This is a genomic window from Saccharopolyspora terrae (assembly GCF_004348435.1).
Classification (GTDB): Bacteria; Actinomycetota; Actinomycetes; order Mycobacteriales; family Pseudonocardiaceae; genus Saccharopolyspora; species Saccharopolyspora endophytica.
The window spans coordinates 14,887-32,305 of the sequence record NZ_SMKS01000067.1 but is presented as its reverse complement, the minus strand read 5'-3'; the positions used below and the strand labels follow the sequence as shown (position 1 = coordinate 32,305).

The window sequence follows — 17,419 nt, the reverse complement described above, 5'->3', positions numbered from 1 at the left end:
ACCCTGACCCAACCCCACCGACGACCACCCCGAACACCGCCGTAATCAGCCCCCTGATTACGGCGGTATTCAGTGAAACCCGGATTACGGCCGTATTCGGACCCTGACTACGGCGGTATTCCGTTGTGACTCGGGGTACCGCCGTAGCCGGTACCCCGAATACGGCCGTAATCGGGTCCCTGATTACGGCGGTATTCCGTCCGGTCCCCGATCACCGTCGAAGCCAGGCCCGGGTCTCTGCCGTGATCGGACCCTGAACACGGCCGTAATCCGGTGCCTGATTACGGCGGTATTCCGTTCTGTCTCGGGTTGGCGTCGTGATCCGGGTGCGGGTCGGCAGTTGTGGCGGGGTGCTGATTGCTGCCGTGCTCGGGTTTCGAGATCGCCGCTGCACGCAGAACGCCCCTGCGCTTGGGGTGCGCAGGGGCGTTCTCAGGGCCGAGTGGTCAGGTCAGTCCGCTCGGGAGATCTTGACCATTTCGTCCCGGGCGACGACCTTGATGCGTTCGCGGCCGTGGGGTTCGCCGAGGGACTTCTCGTGGGCGTCCAGGCGGGTCCAGCCGTCCCAGGTCGTGTACTCGATGCCGCGCTCCTCCAGCACGTTGATGATGCTGTCGGAGTCGGGCTGCTCGGCCTGGGGGAGCTTGTCGAGGTCGGCCAGCAGGTTGTTGATCGTCTCCAGGGCGTCGCCCTTGGTGTGGCCGATCAGGCCGACGGGGCCGCGCTTGATCCAACCGGTCGTGTAGACGCCGGGGATGTGCTCACCGTCGAGGTCCAGCACGCGGCCGCCCTCGTTGGGCACCGTGCCCTTCTTGGTGTCGAAGGGCAGGTCGGCGACCGGCGAGCTGAGGTAGCCGACGGCGCGGTAGACCTGCTGGGCCGGGTAGGTCTCGTACTCGCCGGTGCCGCGGACGTTGCCGTCGCCGGTGAGCTCCATGACCTCGACCTTGAAGCCCTCCACGCGGTCGGTGCCGACGACCTCCACCGGCGCCCGCAGGAAGTGCAGGTGCAGGCGGCGCTTGGTGTTGTGCTTCGGGTCGCGCAGCGCCCAGTCCTGCAGGGTCTTGACGATGGTCTTGACCTGGTTGTTGGACTGGGCTTCCTTCTCGCTGGCCTCGTCGAGCTCGAAGCCCTCCGGGTGCACGATGACCTCGACCTCGTCCTGGTGGTCGAGCTCGCGCAGCTCCAGCGGGGTGAACTTGGCTTGCGCCGGTCCGCGGCGCGCGAACAGGTGCACGTCGGTGACCGTCGACTTGGTCAGACCCTGGTAGACGTTGTCCGGGATCTCGGTGCTGAGCAGGTCGTCGGCCTGCTTGGCCAGCACCCGGGCCACGTCCAGCGCGACGTTGCCCGCGCCGATGACCGCGACCTGCTCGCCGTCGAGCGTCCAGTCGCGCGGCGCGTCGGGGTAGCCGTCGTACCAGTAGACGAACTCGGCGGCGCCGTAGCTGTGCGGCAGGTCGATGCCCGGGATGTCCAGCGGGCGGTCCTGGTCGGCGCCGGTCGAGAAGATCACCGCGTCGTAGTAGCGCTGCAGGTCTTCGAGCTTGACGTCCACGCCGTACTCGACGTGGCCGAGGAAGCGGATCTCAGGCTTCTCCATCACGCGCTGCAGCGCGTTGATGATGCCCTTGATGCGCGGGTGGTCGGGCGCCACGCCGTAGCGGATCAGCCCGTACGGTGCCGGCATCCGGTCCAGCAGGTCGATCTCGACCGGGGTCTCGGACTTGGTCAGGATGTCGGCGGCGTAAACGCCGGCCGGGCCGGCCCCGACGATCGCGACTCGCAACGGGCGGGTCATGCACTCTCCTCCTGGGTGCGCCTGGCTCGGCGCGCTCGACTGCGAAGCCGCGTGGCAGCGGGCCCGAAGTACCGGGCCTGGGCCATGCGCGGGAATCCCCACCAGCTTAGGGAGCCCTTACCCCCGATCCCGCGATGCGGGCTGGTGACAATGCTCATAACTGATCTCGTCCACCACCTCGGCGAACCCGACCGATCAAGATCATTTCCGCAGGCCTGGCTGGGCACCAGCGATATCGCGGGCGCATGTATTCAGCGCTGAGTGCGTGACCGGACGCGGTGAGTGACAGTAGGATCGGTCACTGATCAACCGCGTCGGTACTCAACGTGCAGGGCTGGTTACACGCGGTGTCCAAAATGTCGAGACAGGGTGGGCGAGTGCGTCGAACGCCGCACCGGAGCGCCGACGGAGTCGAACCGTGATCACCAGGGTGGATCGCCACGAGTTCATCCAGCGGTGGAAGCGCGAGATCGCGCACAACAGCTACGCGCCGCTGCGCCGCGGCGACGTCGAGGAGCTGCTGAGCACCTGCCTGGAGCACCTGCTCGGCGAACTGGCCTGCCCGGACCGATCGGGTGAGGCCGGCAGCGCGGGCGCGGCGCTGCTGCCGCTGCACGCCGACAACCCCGTGGTCCTGCCCGGCACCCTGAAGCTGCTGGCCGCCGAGCTGCCCGGATTGCTGCCCGAGGTTCCGCCGGACCGGATCGTGGCCGCCCTCGGCCACCTCGCCGCGGGTTTCGCCGAGGGGCTGCGCGCTGACGGCGGCTCGGTCGAGCGGCCCGGCCGAGACCTCCCCGCGCGTTCGCGGGCGCTGTTCCACACCTCGACCATGGGAGTCGCCGCGGTCAGCACCACGGGTGCGATCGAGGAGACCAACGGGGCCCTGCGCCGCATGTTCGGCCTGACCGAGGAGGAGCTGACCGGCGCCTCGGTGCTGGCGCTGGTCGACGACCGGTGGCGGCCCGAGCTCACCGGCGCCCTCGCGGGCCTCGCCGACGGAGCGAGCGAGCGGGTCAACCTCGACGCCCGCTTCACCACCACCGACGGCGCCCAGGTGTGGACCCGGATGACGGCGTCGCTGGTCCGGGACGACCGGGGCGAACCCGACCACCTGGTGGTGTTCTACGAGGACATCACCGACCGGCACATGCTCCAGGAGCAGTTCCGCCGCCAGGCCGTCCAGGACCCGCTGACCGGGCTGGCCAACCGCGCCCAGCTCGAATCCTGCATCGACGCCGCGCTCACCCCGGTCTACCCGGGCCGCCGGGTCGCCCTGTGCCTGTTCGACCTGGACGGTTTCAAGGCCATCAACGACAGCCTCGGCCACGGGATCGGCGACCGGATGCTGCGCGAGGTCGCGCGGAGGCTGCAGACCTTGGCCGCGCCGGAGAGCGCCGTGGTGGCGCGCACCGGCGGCGACGAGTTCGCCGTGGTCATCCCCGACTCCTACGACGCCGCCAGGGTGACCGAACTGGTCGAGCGGTTGCTGCGCGAGGTCACCAAGCCGATGTGGATCGGCGCGCACGAGCTCGCCGCCTCGGCCAGCGCCGGCATCGTCGAGCGTGAGGTGGTCGGCACCGACACCGGTTCGCTGCTGCGCGACGCCGACATCACGCTGTTCCGCGCCAAGCGCGACGGCCGCGCGCTGTGGGTGCTCTTCGACGCCGAGCGGAACGCGGTGGCGCACGAGAACTTCCGCCTCTCGGCGGCACTTCCCGCGGCCCTGGAGAAGAACGAGCTGTTCGTGGAGTACGACCCGGTCGCCGACGCGGAGACCGGCGAGGTGCTCGCCGTGATGGCCAACGTGCGCTGGGACCACGACGAGTTCGGCGAGCTGGGCTCGAACAGGTTCTTCGGCCTCGCCGAGGAAACCGGCCTGATCACCCGGCTGGGCGGCTGGACCCTGGAGCAGGCCGGCAGGCACGCGGCGCGGTGGGTGCGCGAGCTGGGGGAGCACGCGCCGCTGCTGGCGGTGACGCTGTCGGCCCGGCACTGCCGCGACCCGGAGCTGGTCCGCGACCTGCAGGAGGCGTTGGAGACCACCGGGCTCCCGGCGGAGTCGCTGGTGCTGTGCCTGCCGGAGTCGGCGCTGTTCGACTACCAGGGCGACGCGGTGGACACGGTGGAGATCTTCGCGGAGATGGGGATCCGGCTGTTCGTGCACGAGTTCGGCTCGGACTACACCCGGGTGGACCGGCTCAAGGACCTGCCGCTGGCCGGGGTGCTCATCGACGGGCCGCACATCCAGGGACTGGCCGATCCCGACGGGCCGGAGCCGCTCAGCGAGTACCTGGTGCGCAGCGCGGTCGGCGCGGCGCGGTTGATGGACCTGCCGGTGCTGGCCACCGGTGTGACGAGTGCGGAGCAGGCGCACCGGTTGGGGGAGATCGGTGTCGCCCTGATCCAGGGGCCGCATGTCAGCGATCGGGTTTCGGCGACGGAGGTCGTCGATCTCGTGGGCGGCGCGCAATGAGCCGATGAGGCTCGAAAAACCCGAAGTTCCCGGTGGATTCTTCGAAAGGGCCGAGCACGTGAGCGTTCCGGTGACCCCACTCCGGGTGCATGGCCGAACGCGTGGCGTGACACCTACGATGGCCTTCTTGATCACCGCTTCGGGTGCCCGAACGACCAAACCGAGTGCAGGAGGCTGAATTCTATGGAGCAGCGACCCGATTGGCTGGCCGAGGGCGTCGACCTGGACAAGCCCAGCGCCGCCCGCTGCTACGACTTCTACTTAGGCGGCGCGCACAACTTCGCCGTGGACCGCGAGCTCGGGAACAAGGTCCTGGAAGTGGTGCCCAACGTCAAGGAAGTCGCGCTGAACAACCGCGCGTTCCTGCGCCGCGCGGTGCGCTACTGCCTCGACCAGGGCATCCGGCAGTTCCTCGACATCGGATCGGGAATCCCGACCGCCGGCAACGTGCACGAGATCGTGCACGCCGTGGACCCGCAGGCCCGCGTGGTCTACGTGGACAACGAGCCGGTCGCCGTCGCGCACAGCCGCTCGATCCTGGACGGCAACGACAACGCCACGATTGTGCAGGCCGACCTGCTCGACGTCGAGGCCGTCCTGGAGTCCCCGGAAACCCAGCGGCTGCTGGACTTCTCGCAGCCGGTCGCGGTGATGATGGTGGCGCTGGTGCACTTCGTGCCGGAGAGCGCCAAGCCGCGCGAGATCATCGGCCGTTACCACGACAAGCTCGCACCCGGCAGCTACCTGGGCTTCTCGCACGTCACCGGGGAGGAGTTCCCGGAAGGCGTGCAGGGCCTGGTCAAGCTCTACGAGAACAGCACCAACCCCGTCACCCTGCGCACCCGCGCCGAGGTCGCCGAGCTGGTCTCCGACTTCGAACTCGTCGATCCCGGCGTCGTCTACGTCTCCGAGTGGCGCCCGGACTCGCCCGAGGACGTCGGCGACCACCCGGAGGAGACCATCGTCTACGGCCTGGTGGGCCGCAAGGTCTGAGAGCCCGTCGTCGTGCGAGGTCGTGGCGGGATCGCCAAACTGATCACCGACTTCACCCCGTCCGAACCCGGACGCGGGTGCGATGCGACCGGCGACGCCGGGCAGAAGGTGTGAGCGATGCCTGAATCCGAGGGAGCCTCCGACGCGGAGGTCGAACGTCACCACGTGGTTGCGCAGTGGACGCGCGAGATCATCCACACCAGCTACGTGGCGATGGGTCGTCCCGAGATCGAGGCTTTCCTGGCGAAGTGCTTCGAGGACGTGCTCGCCGCCTGCGACGGACCGCTGGAGTCCGCGCGCCAGGTCGGTGTGCGCCTCGTCGGCGTGCACTTCACCAACCCCGTCGTCGTGCACAAGACGCTCAACCACCTGGCCTCCGCGCTGCCGGCCCACCGCGAGGTGGACCAGGCCAGGCTGGTCGACGTGCTCGGCGCGGTCGGATCGGGCTTCGCCGGGGCGCTGCGCGAGCAGACCCTCGACGAGCAGGAGATCATCAAGCAGTCCGTGCTCGACGCCCGGGACGCCGCCGAGGAGGCGTTGCGGGCGTCGGAGGCGCGGTCGCGGGCGGTGTTCCTCTCCTCCGCCCTGGGGATCGCGATCGTCACCCTCGACGGCGTCATCGACGAGATCAACCCCTCCATGACCCGGATCTTCCGGCTCGGCAGCGAGGCGCTGGTGGGCCGGACGATCTTCGACCTGGCCGACACGACGTGGATCGGCGAGCTCACGGCCGCCAACGCCGACCTGGTCCGCGGCGAGGTCGATCGCTACCAGCTGGAGATCCGCTTCACCGAGCAGCACGGCTCGCACATCTGGACCCAGCTGTCGGCCTCGCTGGTGCGCGACGCCCACGGGGCGCCCGACTACCTGGTGATGCTCTACGAGGACATCACCGACCGGCACATGCTCCAGGAGCAGTTCCGCCGCCAGGCCGTGCACGACCCGCTGACCGGGCTGCCCAACCGCACCCAGCTGCAGACCAGCATGGAACGCGCGCTGGAACCGTCCGCGCCGGGCCGCCGGGTCGGGCTGTGCTTCTTCGACCTCGACGGCTTCAAGGCCGTCAACGACAGCCTCGGGCACCCGGTCGGCGACCAGCTGCTGCGCGCGGTCGCGCAGCGCCTGCAGGCCCTGACCGCCGAGTTCGGCGCGCTGGCCGCGCGGATGGGCGGTGACGAGTTCGTGGTGCTGGTGCCCGACACCGACGGCGCCGCCGGACTGGTCGGGCAGGTGGAGAAGATGCTCGCCGAGGTCACCCTGCCGGTCCGCATCGGCGCGCACGAGCTGTCCGCCTCGGCCAGCGTCGGCATCGTCGAACGCCCGGTGGCCGGGACCGACGCCGAGTCGCTGCTGCGCGACGCCGACATCACCCTCTACCGGGCCAAGCAGGACGGCCGCGCCCAGTGGGTGCTCTTCGACGCCGCGCTCAACGCCGAGGCCCGCGACCGCTTCAGGCTCTCCGCGGCCCTGCCCGCCGCCCTGGAGCAGGGGGAGCTGTTCGTCGAGTACGAGCCGGCGAGGCTGCTGCACGACCGCTCGCTGTTCGCCGCGGCGGCGGACATCCGCTGGGACCACCCCGAGTTCGGCGAGCTCGGGCAGGAGTCGTTCCTCGACCTGGCCGAGGAGACCGGGCTGATCACCCGGCTCGGCAGCTGGGCGCTGGGGGAGGTGTGCCGGCACGCGGCGCGCTGGACCGAGCGCTTCGGCGAGCGCGCCCCGGTCGCGGCGATGAACCTCTCCCACCGGCACTGCCGCGACCCCGAGCTGGTCAACGACGTGCAGCGCATCCTGCGCGAGACCGGCCTGCCCGCGCAGTCGCTGGCGCTGGGCATGCCGGAGTCGGCGCTGTTCGACCACCAGGGCGACCCGGTGGACACCGTGGAGATCTTCGCCGAAATGGGCATCCGGCTGGTCGTCTACCAGTTCGGGGATGACTACACCCGCGTCGCCCGGCTGCGCGGCCTGCCGCTGTTCGCGGTCCGCATCGACGGCCCGCACCTGAACGGGTTCGCCGACCCCGAGGGACCCGATCCGCTGGACGAGTACCTGCTCGGCGCGGCGGCCGGAGCTGCCGAGCTGATGGACCTGCCGGTGGTCGCCGGGGGCATCCACGACGAGCTCCAGGCCGAGCGGCTGCACGCCCTGGGCGTCTGCTCGGCGATCGGAGCCTTCGCAGGTGAGCGCGTGTCCGCCCTGGAGCTCGAAGAGCTCATCGCCGACCAGGAGTGAGCGGTCACGTGGCGTGACCGCCGGGCGTGGGCTGGGCGTTAAGGGGTTGGTGGCCACCGATAGCATCGGGTGGCGAAGCGTGTCCGCGCCGGTGAACCGGCCCAGTCTAGGAGTGATCGTGTCCGTACAGCCTTCCCACGCCCAGCAAGCACCCCGGGTGAAGGTTCCGGCGGGCACTACCGCGGGTGCGGCCGTCGCCGAGGCGGGGCTGCCGTCGAAGGGCCCGGACGCGATCGTGGTGGTCCGCGACGCCGAGGGCGACCTGCGCGACCTGGACTGGGCGCCGGAGTCCGACGTCGAGGTCGAGGCGGTCGCCGCTGAGACCGAGGACGGCCGCAGCGTCATCCGCCACTCCGCCGCGCACGTGCTCGCGCAGGCGGTGCAGAACCTGTTCCCGGACGCCAAGCTGGGCATCGGCCCGCCGGTCCGGGACGGCTTCTACTACGACTTCGACGTCGACAAGCCGTTCACCCCGGAGGACCTGCAGGCGCTGGAGAAGCGCATGAAGCAGATCCTCAAGTCCGGCCAGAAGTTCTCCCGCCGCCGCCTGGACTCCGTCGAGGCCGCCAAAGAAGAGCTGGCGAGCGAGCCGTACAAGCTGGAACTGGTTGACATCAAGTCCGATGTGGACACCTCCGAGATCATGGAGGTCGGCGGCGGCGAGCTGACGGTCTACGACAACATCGACCGGCACGGCGAGCGCGTCTGGGGCGACCTGTGCCGCGGCCCGCACGTGCCGCACACCCGCTTCATCCCGGCCTTCAAGCTGATGCGGGTGGCCGCCGCCTACTGGCGCGGCGACCAGAGCAAGCAGCAGCTCCAGCGCGTCTACGGCACCGCGTGGGAGTCCAAGGAGAAGCTCGACGAGCACCTGGAGTGGATCGCCGAGGCCGAGCGCCGCGACCATCGCCGCCTCGGCGCCGAGCTGGACCTGTTCTCCTTCCCGGACGAGATCGGCTCCGGTCTGCCGGTGTTCCACCCCAAGGGCGGCATCATCCGCCGCGAGCTGGAGGACTACTCCCGCAAGCGGCACGAGGAAGCGGACTACGAGTTCGTCAACACCCCGCACATCACCAAGGAGACGCTGTTCCAGACCTCCGGTCACCTCGACTGGTACAAGGACGGCATGTTCCCGGCGATGCACCTCGACGAGGAGCGCGACGCCAACGGTGAGCTGCGCAAGCCCGGGGTGGACTACTACCTCAAGCCGATGAACTGCCCGTTCCACAACCTGATCTTCCGCTCGCGCGGGCGCTCCTACCGGGAGTTGCCGCTGCGGTTGTTCGAGTTCGGCTCGGTCTACCGGTACGAGAAGTCCGGTGTGGTGCACGGCCTGACCCGCGTGCGCGGCATGACCCAGGACGACGCGCACATCTACTGCATGCCCGACCAGCTGCAGGACGAGCTCAAGTCGCTGCTGGGGTTCGTGCTCGAACTGCTCCGCGACTACGGCCTCGACGACTTCTACCTCGAGCTGTCCACCCGCAACGAGGACAAGTACGTGGGTGACGACGAGAGCTGGGAGGTCGCCACCGAGGCGCTGCGCGAGGCCGCCGAGTCCTCCGGGCTGGAGCTCGTCCCCGACCCGGGCGGTGCGGCCTTCTACGGCCCGAAGATCTCCGTGCAGGCCAAGGACGCGCTGGGCCGCAGCTGGCAGATGTCGACCATCCAGGTCGACTACCACCTGCCCGAGCGGTTCAACCTGGAGTACACCGGCCCGGACGGCGGCAAGCAGCGGCCGATCAAGATCCACCGTGCGTTGTTCGGCTCCATCGAGCGGTTCTTCGGCGTGCTCACCGAGCACTACGCGGGCGCGTTCCCGGCGTGGCTGTCGCCGGTGCAGGTGGTGGGCATCCCGATCGCCGACGAGCACGTCGAGCACCTGCAGAAGGTGCGCAAGGCGTTGCGCGCCAAGGGGATCCGGGTGGACATCGACACCAGCGACGACCGGATGCAGAAGAAGATCCGCAACCACACCACGCAGAAGGTCCCGTTCCTGCTGCTGGCCGGTGGCAAGGACGTCGAGGCCGACGCGGTGTCGTTCCGGTTCCGCGACGGCTCGCAGATCAACGGCGTCCCGGTCGACGACGCGGTCACCGCGCTGGTCGACTGGATCCAGCGGCGCGAGAACGCCTCGCCGACGGCGGAGAACTTCCAGGCAGGTCAGGTGTGAGCGGTCCCGAGGGCGTCGAGCTGACGCAGCAGGAGGGTGCGGGGGTCGACGACGCGCTGCAGCGTCTGTGGACCCCGCACCGGATGGCCTACATCCAGGGCGAGAACAAGCCGGACGGCGATGACAGCGACGGCTGCCCGTTCTGCCGCCTGCTCGAATCCGGTCAGCCCGACTCGGATTCGCTGATCGTCGCCCGCGGCGAGCTGGTGTTCGCGATCCTCAACCTGTACCCGTACAACCCGGGCCACCTGATGGTGCTGCCGTACCGGCACGTCGCGGACTACACCGAGCTCACCGACGAGGAGACGGTCGCGGTCGCCGAGTACACGAAGCGCGCGATGCGGGTGATCCGCAAGATCTCCGCGCCGCACGGCTTCAACATCGGCCTCAACCAGGGACCCGTGGCGGGTGCCGGCATCGCCGCGCACCTGCACCAGCACGTGGTGCCGCGCTGGGGCGGCGACTCCAACTTCATGCCGGTCATCGGCCACACCAAGGTGCTCCCGCAGCTGCTCGGAGACACCTGGAAACTCCTGGCCGACGCCTGGAGCTAGGTCGGGCGTAGCGGTGCGGGTGGCGGAACCTGACACGCCTTCTGGTTCCGGGATCCGCGACTTGAGCATGTCGAACACGCGGCGCTGCGGCTGTCCTCACCAGAAGACGTGTCAGAACCCGCGGCGGTGCCGGTTGCTCAGGTGGTGAAGGAGGAAGCGACTTCGTCGCTTGGCAGGGCGAAGAAGAGCAGGACCGGCTGGTGCCGGTCCTGCTCTTCTTCCTGAGGGGGATCAGGCGCGGAGCTGGGCTTCGATGTCCAGCGTGATGGTGATCTTCTCGCCGACGACGGCGCCACCGGGCTGGCCGACACCGAAGTCGGTGCGGTTGATGGTGGTGGTGGCCGAGATGCCCAGCAGGTTCTCGGAGAAGCCGTTGAGCTCGGCGGTCAGGGTGACCGGCTTGGTGACGCCCTTGAGCGTGAACTCACCGTCGATCAGGTAGTCCTCGCCGTCCTGGCGGATGCCGGTGGAGCGGAAGGTCGCGGTGGGGTGCTGCTCGGCGTCGAAGAAGTCGGCGCTGCGCACGTGGGCGTCGCGGTCTGCGTTGCGGGTGTCGATCGACGAGACGTCGATGGTCGCCTTCACCGACGACTGCAGCGGGTCCTCGGCGGTGACGATCTCGGCGGAGAAGGCGCCGAAACGACCCCGGGACTTGCCGACGCCCATGTGGCGCACCGAGAACAGGATGTCCGAGTGCACCGGGTCGATGTCCCAGGTGCCGGTGGTGTAGCCGGGGATCTGCGCGGTGGCCGTCATGGTCGCGTGCCTCCAAGAGTGTTGGTGTCGGGTGGTGCTCTCACCTTGGCCCAACTAGGTTGAAGCTTCAACCATTCCCGGCTGTGGCGGGGATCACTTCTCGGGTTCGGAGATCGACACACCAGCGGCCGGAGCCGAGCCTGATCCGGATAATCTGCAACGACGCGCCTCGTGCGCGGACGTCACTGCACACCACCGCTGGCACCTGAAGGCACATGCTCAACATCTTCGCGCGGGCGTCCCTGTCCCGGCTGACCAATCCGATCGGGCTGGGCCTGGTCCGCATCGGCCTGACGCCGAACGCGGTGACGGTCGTCGGCACCGTCGCCTCGGTCGTGTCGGCGCTGTGGTTCTTCCCGCGCGGTGAGCTGTTCGTCGGCACGGTGGTGACCGCGATCTTCCTGCTCTTCGACATCCTCGACGGCGCGATGGCCCGGGTCGGTGGACGCGTCACCCGCTTCGGGGGAGTCCTCGACGCCAGTTGCGACCGCATCGTCGACGGCGTCCTGTTCGGATCACTGGTCTGGTGGGCGCTGGTCGTCGACGGCGATCGGGATCGAGGCCTGGGCCTGCTGATCTGCCTGGCAGGTGCCCAGGTGATCTCCTACATCAAGGCCCGGGCGGAGGCCAACGGCCTCCACGCCGACGGCGGCCTCGCCGAGCGGGCCGAGCGGTTCCTGATCATCCTCACCGGCGCGGGCCTGCACGGCCTCGGCGTCCCCCACGTCCTGGACGTCGCCATCTGGCTCCTCGCGGCGCTGACCCTGATCACCATCGCCCAGCGCCTCCACGCGGTCCACGTCTCCTCCAAGGCGTGACCGGGGCGTCCGCTTCGATTCGGACCGGAGTCGTCCTCACTTGGGCACGAGGCCGTTCGGCACCGGCTCGTAGCTCTCGAAGTGCCTCGTGAAGGTCGCGCTGCCCGAGGTCAGGGACCGGACGTTGACCGAGTAGCGGATCAGCTCGCTCGCCGGGACGTGAGCCCGCACGACCGTCCACCCGCCGTCCTCGGGCTCGGTGCCCACGACCTTGCCCCGGCGGCTCGACAGGTCCCCGAGGATCGCGCCCAGGTGCTCGTCGGGGATGTGCACGGCGACCTCGTCGACGGGTTCGAGCGTGGTCAGGCCCGCCTGCTCGGCCGCTGCCTTCACCCCCAGCGCACCGGCGGCCTGGAACGCCGCGTCGGAGGAGTCGACGCTGTGCGCCTTGCCGTCCACCAGCGTGACCCGGACGTCGACGATCGGGCAGCCCTCGGTGATGCCCTTCTCCAGCTGAGCGCGCACCCCCTTCTCGACGCTGGGGATGAACTGGCGCGGCACCGCACCGCCCACGACCTTCTCGGCGAATTCCACGCCGGACCCCGCGGGCAGCGGTTCGACCTCCAGGTCGCACACCGCGTACTGGCCGTGCCCGCCGGACTGCTTGACGTGCCGCCCGTGCCCCTTGGCCGGTTTGGTGAAGGTCTGCCGCAGCGCGACCCGCACCGGAACCGTGTCCACCTCCGCGCCGCCCTCGCGCAGCCGCTGCAGGACGACGTCAGCGTGCGCCTCGCCCATGCACCACAGGACCAGCTGGTGGGTCTCGCTGTCGCGTTCCAGGCGCAGGCTCGGGTCGGCGGCGATGAGCCGGTTGAGGTTGCGGGCCAGGGCGTCCTCGTCGCTGCGGTTGTGGGCGGTGACCGCGATCGGCAGCAGCGGTTCGGGCATCGGCCACGGGGTGAGCAGCATCGGGTCGGACGGGTCGGAGAGAGTGTCGCCGGTCTCCGCCGAGCCGATCTTGGTCAGCGCGCACAGGTCGCCCGCCACGCACTGCGGCACTTCCCGCAGGGTCGCTCCCAGCGGTGAGTACAGGTGGGCGACGCGCTCGTCCTCGTCGTGGTCGGGGTGGCCGCGCTCGGCCATGCCGTGCCCGGAGACGTGCACCGGTCGCTCGGGGCGCATCGTGCCGGAGAAGACCCTGGCCAGCGAGACGCGACCGACGTAGGAGTCGACGGAGGTGTGCACGACCTCGGCTGCCAGCGGTCCGTCCGGATCGGGCGTGAGCAGGCGCGGGTTGCCGCCCTGCGGGTCGGTGAACTCGGGCAGCTGGTGCTCCAGCGGCGAGGGGAAGCCGCGCCGGATGCCGTCGAGGACCTCGGGGATGCCCAGGCCGGTCAGCGCCGACACCGGCAGCACGGGGTGCAGTCCGCCGCGCGCCACCGCCGTCTCCAGGTCGCCGATCAGCGTGTCCTCGTCGATCTGCTCGCCCGCGAGGTAGCGGTCCATCAGGGACTCGTCCTCGCTCTCGGCGATGATCGCCTCGATCAGCTCGCCGCGCGGCTGCTCCACCTCGGCGCGCAGGGCCTCGTCGGCGGGCCGGACCTGACCGTTCTCGTAGATGCTCTCGGTGACCAGCCCGAGCAGCCCGGTCGGCTCGCCGCCTTCCACGTGCGGCAGGTACAGCGGAAGGACGCCTCCTCCGAAGGCGTCCTGGCAGGTCAGCAGTGCGGTGTCGAAGTCGGCACGCGGCTGGTCGAGCCGCGAGATGACCACCGCTCGCGGCATCCCCACCGCCGCGCACTCGTGCCAGATGGCGCGGGTCGCCGCGTCGACGCCCTCGGTCGCGGCCACCACGAACAGCGCCGCGTCGGCCGCGCGCAGGCCCGCGCGCAGCTCACCGACGAAGTCGGCGTAGCCGGGGGTGTCGATCAGGTTGATCTTGGTCTCCCCGTGCTGGACCGGGGCGACGGACAGCGCGATGGAGCGCTGCTGGTCGATCGAGGCCGGTTCGTGGTCGCACACGGTGGTGCCCTCGGTGACCGCGCCGGAGCGCGGGATGGCGGAGGTCGCCTCCAGCAGGGCCTCGACGAGCGTGGTCTTGCCGGCCGCGGAAGGGCCGACCAGGACGACGTTGCGGATCTGAGCGGGATCTGAAGGGGCCGGTGCACCCGGCCCAGCCACTGTGCCGGCTTGTTTGCTTCCCATGGCGAGCTCCTGCGCTACCCGGACGGCCAGAGATGTGTCTCCGATCACACACCCGGTGGTGTGCTCGTGCAAGGCCGCGCCTGGGGGACCTGGGCGTGAAGTGGCCTACTGAAATCGGGACTGAGTGGACCGTTGCGGTGGTCCAGTTCGTGTCTAGGTTGGTGACGGGAACATCTCCGGAATGTGAAGGAAGATCAAAGTTGACTAGCGCAGCGGACACCGCTCCCACCGGCACGGACGGCGTGAAGCGGGGCATGGCCGAGATGCTCAAGGGCGGCGTGATCATGGACGTGGTCACCCCCGAGCAGGCCAAGATCGCCGAGCAGGCCGGAGCGGTCGCGGTCATGGCGCTCGAACGCGTGCCCGCCGACATCCGCGTGCAGGGCGGCGTGGCCCGGATGTCCGATCCGGACATGATCGAGGGCATCGTCAACTCGGTGTCCATCCCGGTGATGGCCAAGGCCCGCATCGGCCACTTCGTCGAGGCCCAGGTGCTGCAGTCGCTCGGCGTCGACTACATCGACGAGTCCGAGGTGCTCACCCCCGCCGACGAGATCAACCACATCAACAAGTGGGCCTTCACGGTGCCGTTCGTCTGCGGTGCGACCAACCTCGGCGAGGCGCTGCGCCGGATCGCCGAAGGCGCGTCGATGATCCGCTCCAAGGGCGAAGCCGGCACCGGCAACGTCGTCGAGGCCACCCGGCACATGCGCCAGATCCGCGCCGACATGCGCCGGTTGTCCACGCTGGAGACCGACGAGCTCTACGTCGCCGCCAAGGAGCTGCGCGCACCCGTCGAGCTGGTCCGCGAGGTCGCGCGCACCGGTGAGCTGCCGGTCGTGCTGTTCACCGCGGGCGGCATCGCCACCCCCGCCGACGCCGCGATGATGCGCCAGCTCGGCGCCGAGGGCGTGTTCGTCGGCTCCGGCATCTTCAAGTCCGGCGACCCGGCCAAGCGCGCCGAGGCCATCGTCAAGGCCACCACCTTCTACGACGACCCGGACGTCCTCGCGAAGGTCTCGCGCGGTCTCGGCGAAGCCATGGTCGGCATCAACATCGACGACCTCTCCGACAAGGACCGCCTCGCCGGCCGCGGCTGGTGACGAGCGAGAACTGCGGTCCTTCGCTTGGCGGTGCAGCTCGCGAGAGTGGTTCTCACCTCGCGGCTGCGCCGCTTGCACCTGGTTCGGGCACGAGCCCGCACTCTCGTGGGTAGGAGGGGAAACGATGGACCAGCCCGTCATCGGTGTGCTGGCGTTGCAAGGGGGAGTGGCCGAGCACCTGGCCGCGCTGGAGCGCTGCGGCGCGCGGGCGATCCCGGTCCGGCGGGTCGAGGAGCTCGACGCCGTCGACGGCATCGTGCTGCCCGGCGGGGAGTCGACCACCATGACCCGGCTGCTGGACACCTTCGATCTCTACGAACCGCTGCGCGCGCGGCTGGCCGACGGCCTGCCGGCCTACGGCTCCTGCGCGGGAATGATCATGCTGGCCACCAGCGTTGACGACGACAGGACCGCAGCGGTCCGCCCGCTGGGCGCGCTGGACGTCGTCGTGCGCCGGAACGCCTTCGGCAGGCAGGTCGACTCCTTCGAGACCGACCTCGACTTCCAGGGGATCTCCGACCCGGTCCGCGCGGTGTTCATCCGCGCGCCGTGGGTCGAGAAAATCGGCGCCGGCGTGTCGGTCCTGGCCACGGTGCCCGAGGCGCTCGACGACGCCACCACCCCCGACGCCACCGAGCGCGAAGGCCTCGCCGGTAGGATCGTCGCGGTTCAGCAGGGAGCGGTGCTCGCCACGGCCTTCCACCCGGAACTGGTCGAGGGGGACGAGCGGGTGCACCGCTATTTCGTACGGATCGTCCGCGGGCGGTGACATCCCGCCACGGGCGTGGAAAGACGGAGGAGAGATGAGCGGCCACTCCAAGTGGGCCACCACCAAGCACAAGAAGGCCGCCGTCGATGCCAAGCGCGGCAAGCTCTTCGCGAAGCTGATCAAGAACATCGAGGTCGCAGCCCGCACCGGCGGCGGTGATCCCGAGGGCAATCCGACCCTCTACGACGCCATCCAGAAGGCCCGCAAGAACTCGGTCCCGAACGACAACGTCGAGCGCGCGCGCAAGCGCGGTGCCGGCGAGGAGGCGGGCGGCGCCGACTGGCAGACGATCATGTACGAGGGCTACGGCCCGAACGGCGTGGCCGTGCTGGTGGAGTGCCTGACCGACAACCGCAACCGCGCCGCCGGCGAGGTCCGCACGGCCATGACCCGCAACGGCGGTTCGATGGCCGACGCAGGTTCGGTCTCGTACCTGTTCACCCGTCGTGGCGTGGTGCTGCTGCCGAAGAACGGCCTCAGCGAGGACGACGTGCTCGCGGCCGTCCTGGAGGCGGGCGCCGAGGAGATCAACGACCTCGGCGAGAGCTACGAGATCCTGTCCGACGCCTCGGACGTCGTCGACGTCCGCAAGGCGCTGCAGGCCGAAGGCATCGAGTACGACTCGGCGGAGACCAACTTCCTGGCCTCGGTCAACGTCGAGCTCGACGCCGAAGGCGCGCGCAAGATCTTCAAGCTGATCGACGCCCTCGAGGACTGCGACGACGTCCAGAACGTCTACGCCGCCTTCGACGTCAGCGACTCAGTAATGGCAGAGGTCAACGCCTGATCGCGATGTCCGTGGTCATCCTGCTCAGCGGTGCGGGTGGCGGAACCTGACACGCCTTCTGGACTCCGTGCGCCACTCCTGATGTATGCCAATACACGGCGTCGCGGCGTACTCGCCAGAAGACGTGTCAGAACCCGCGGCGGTGCCGGTTGCGAGGGTGGTCTCACACGCCTCGCGGCTGCGCCGCTTGCACGCGGACCGTTGTGCATGACCGGCCGAACCGCTCCCTCGGCGTCTGTGGAATCGGGCGTGGGTGGGAGCGGTTCTTGCGTTGACGTGCAGAATGGCGCCGTGGTCGACACCGATGAATCACTGCGCAAGTGGATGGTCAACACCGCGGAGCAGCACGGCGCCGCGGTCATGCACGTCGCCGGGGACGACAGCGGCCCGGCCTACGCCTTCTCCGTCGGCGCGTGGCGCCGGTTCGGCAAGCCCGAGGTCGTGGTGATCGGGCTTCCGCAGGAAGTCGCGCACTCGGTGGTCAACACCTACGTGCAGCGGGCGGGTCAGGGCGAGCGCTTCCAGCCCGGTCAGCTCTACGAGGGCTTCCTGCAGGGCTGCCCGGTGACCTTCGAGAAGATCGCGCTCCAGCACTACCCGGAGTACCTCGGCTCGGCGTTCCTGGTCTACAACGGACCGGACTTCCCGGCGGTGCAGCTCATCGCGTCCAGCCCGGAGGACGCCAAGTTCCCCTGGCAACCCGACGCCCCCGGCGGCTTCCGCGAGTACCAGCCGATCCTGACGGACTCCGGCCTCCCCGAATCCTGGACCCCAGGCGTCGACGGCCCCTGACCTGGGATTCCGCCTCGCCTCCCAGG

The 17,419-nt window shown here is 69.6% G+C and carries 13 protein-coding genes; 10 read left to right on the top strand and 3 right to left on the bottom strand.

The annotated features are described in order from the left end of the window. Positions 1-451 precede the first annotated feature (451 nt). On the bottom strand, positions 452-1,801 hold the full coding sequence (locus E1181_RS26170) for an FAD-dependent oxidoreductase (RefSeq protein WP_132678757.1): 1,350 nt from the start codon (positions 1,799-1,801) through the stop codon (positions 452-454). A 418-nt stretch (positions 1,802-2,219) separates the two neighbouring features. Here E1181_RS26170 and E1181_RS26165 point away from each other — a divergent pair, with 418 nt between their 5' ends. The 5 genes from E1181_RS26165 to E1181_RS26145 all read left to right on the top strand — a co-directional run bounded on the left by E1181_RS26165 (position 2,220) and on the right by E1181_RS26145 (position 10,223). Continuing rightward, entirely contained in the window at positions 2,220-4,274 is a 2,055-nt protein-coding gene (locus E1181_RS26165) for a putative bifunctional diguanylate cyclase/phosphodiesterase (RefSeq protein ID WP_235877050.1), read from the top strand. A 183-nt stretch (positions 4,275-4,457) separates the two neighbouring features. Next, positions 4,458-5,267, top strand: coding sequence for an SAM-dependent methyltransferase (locus tag E1181_RS26160; protein ID WP_132678755.1), 810 nt, complete (start codon positions 4,458-4,460; stop codon positions 5,265-5,267). 117 nt (positions 5,268-5,384) lie between these two features. Continuing rightward, on the top strand, positions 5,385-7,496 hold the full coding sequence (locus E1181_RS26155; protein ID WP_132678753.1) for a putative bifunctional diguanylate cyclase/phosphodiesterase: 2,112 nt from the start codon (positions 5,385-5,387) through the stop codon (positions 7,494-7,496). 157 nt (positions 7,497-7,653) lie between these two features. Next, a complete protein-coding gene (gene thrS / locus E1181_RS26150) occupies positions 7,654-9,669 on the top strand; it encodes a threonine--tRNA ligase (RefSeq protein WP_132678762.1) in 2,016 nt (671 codons plus the stop codon). Between the two features lie 83 nt (positions 9,670-9,752). Next, a complete protein-coding gene (locus E1181_RS26145) occupies positions 9,753-10,223 on the top strand; it encodes an HIT family protein (protein WP_132678760.1) in 471 nt (156 codons plus the stop codon). A 231-nt stretch (positions 10,224-10,454) separates the two neighbouring features. Here the strand turns inward: E1181_RS26145 and E1181_RS26140 are convergent, their stop codons facing one another. Further along, positions 10,455-10,979: a YceI family protein gene (locus E1181_RS26140; RefSeq protein ID WP_132678751.1), complete on the bottom strand. Its 525-nt coding sequence runs from the start codon at positions 10,977-10,979 to the stop codon at positions 10,455-10,457. A 215-nt stretch (positions 10,980-11,194) separates the two neighbouring features. Here E1181_RS26140 and pgsA point away from each other — a divergent pair, with 215 nt between their 5' ends. After that, a complete protein-coding gene (gene pgsA, locus E1181_RS26135; protein WP_132678749.1) occupies positions 11,195-11,797 on the top strand; it encodes a phosphatidylinositol phosphate synthase in 603 nt (200 codons plus the stop codon). Positions 11,798-11,833: 36 nt separating this feature from the next. Here pgsA and E1181_RS26130 read toward each other — a convergent pair whose 3' ends face one another. After that, positions 11,834-13,942 (bottom strand): elongation factor G-like protein EF-G2, encoded by a 2,109-nt coding sequence (locus E1181_RS26130; protein ID WP_132678747.1) that lies wholly within the window; start codon positions 13,940-13,942, stop codon positions 11,834-11,836. 200 nt (positions 13,943-14,142) lie between these two features. Here E1181_RS26130 and pdxS point away from each other — a divergent pair, with 200 nt between their 5' ends. The 4 genes from pdxS to E1181_RS26110 all read left to right on the top strand — a co-directional run bounded on the left by pdxS (position 14,143) and on the right by E1181_RS26110 (position 17,393). Next, the gene (gene pdxS, locus E1181_RS26125; RefSeq protein WP_132678746.1) at positions 14,143-15,045 is read left to right on the top strand and encodes a pyridoxal 5'-phosphate synthase lyase subunit PdxS; all 903 of its coding nucleotides are present in this window, start codon (positions 14,143-14,145) and stop codon (positions 15,043-15,045) included. A gap of 124 nt (positions 15,046-15,169) precedes the next feature. After that, positions 15,170-15,814 carry a pyridoxal 5'-phosphate synthase glutaminase subunit PdxT gene (gene pdxT, locus E1181_RS26120; protein ID WP_132678744.1) on the top strand — a complete coding sequence of 215 codons (645 nt, stop codon included), beginning with the start codon at positions 15,170-15,172 and terminating at the stop codon, positions 15,812-15,814. Between the two features lie 34 nt (positions 15,815-15,848). After that, on the top strand, positions 15,849-16,601 hold the full coding sequence (locus E1181_RS26115) for a YebC/PmpR family DNA-binding transcriptional regulator (RefSeq protein ID WP_132678742.1): 753 nt from the start codon (positions 15,849-15,851) through the stop codon (positions 16,599-16,601). Between the two features lie 324 nt (positions 16,602-16,925). Continuing rightward, the gene (locus E1181_RS26110; RefSeq protein WP_235877052.1) at positions 16,926-17,393 is read left to right on the top strand and encodes a DUF4262 domain-containing protein; all 468 of its coding nucleotides are present in this window, start codon (positions 16,926-16,928) and stop codon (positions 17,391-17,393) included. Positions 17,394-17,419: the final 26 nt, after the last annotated feature.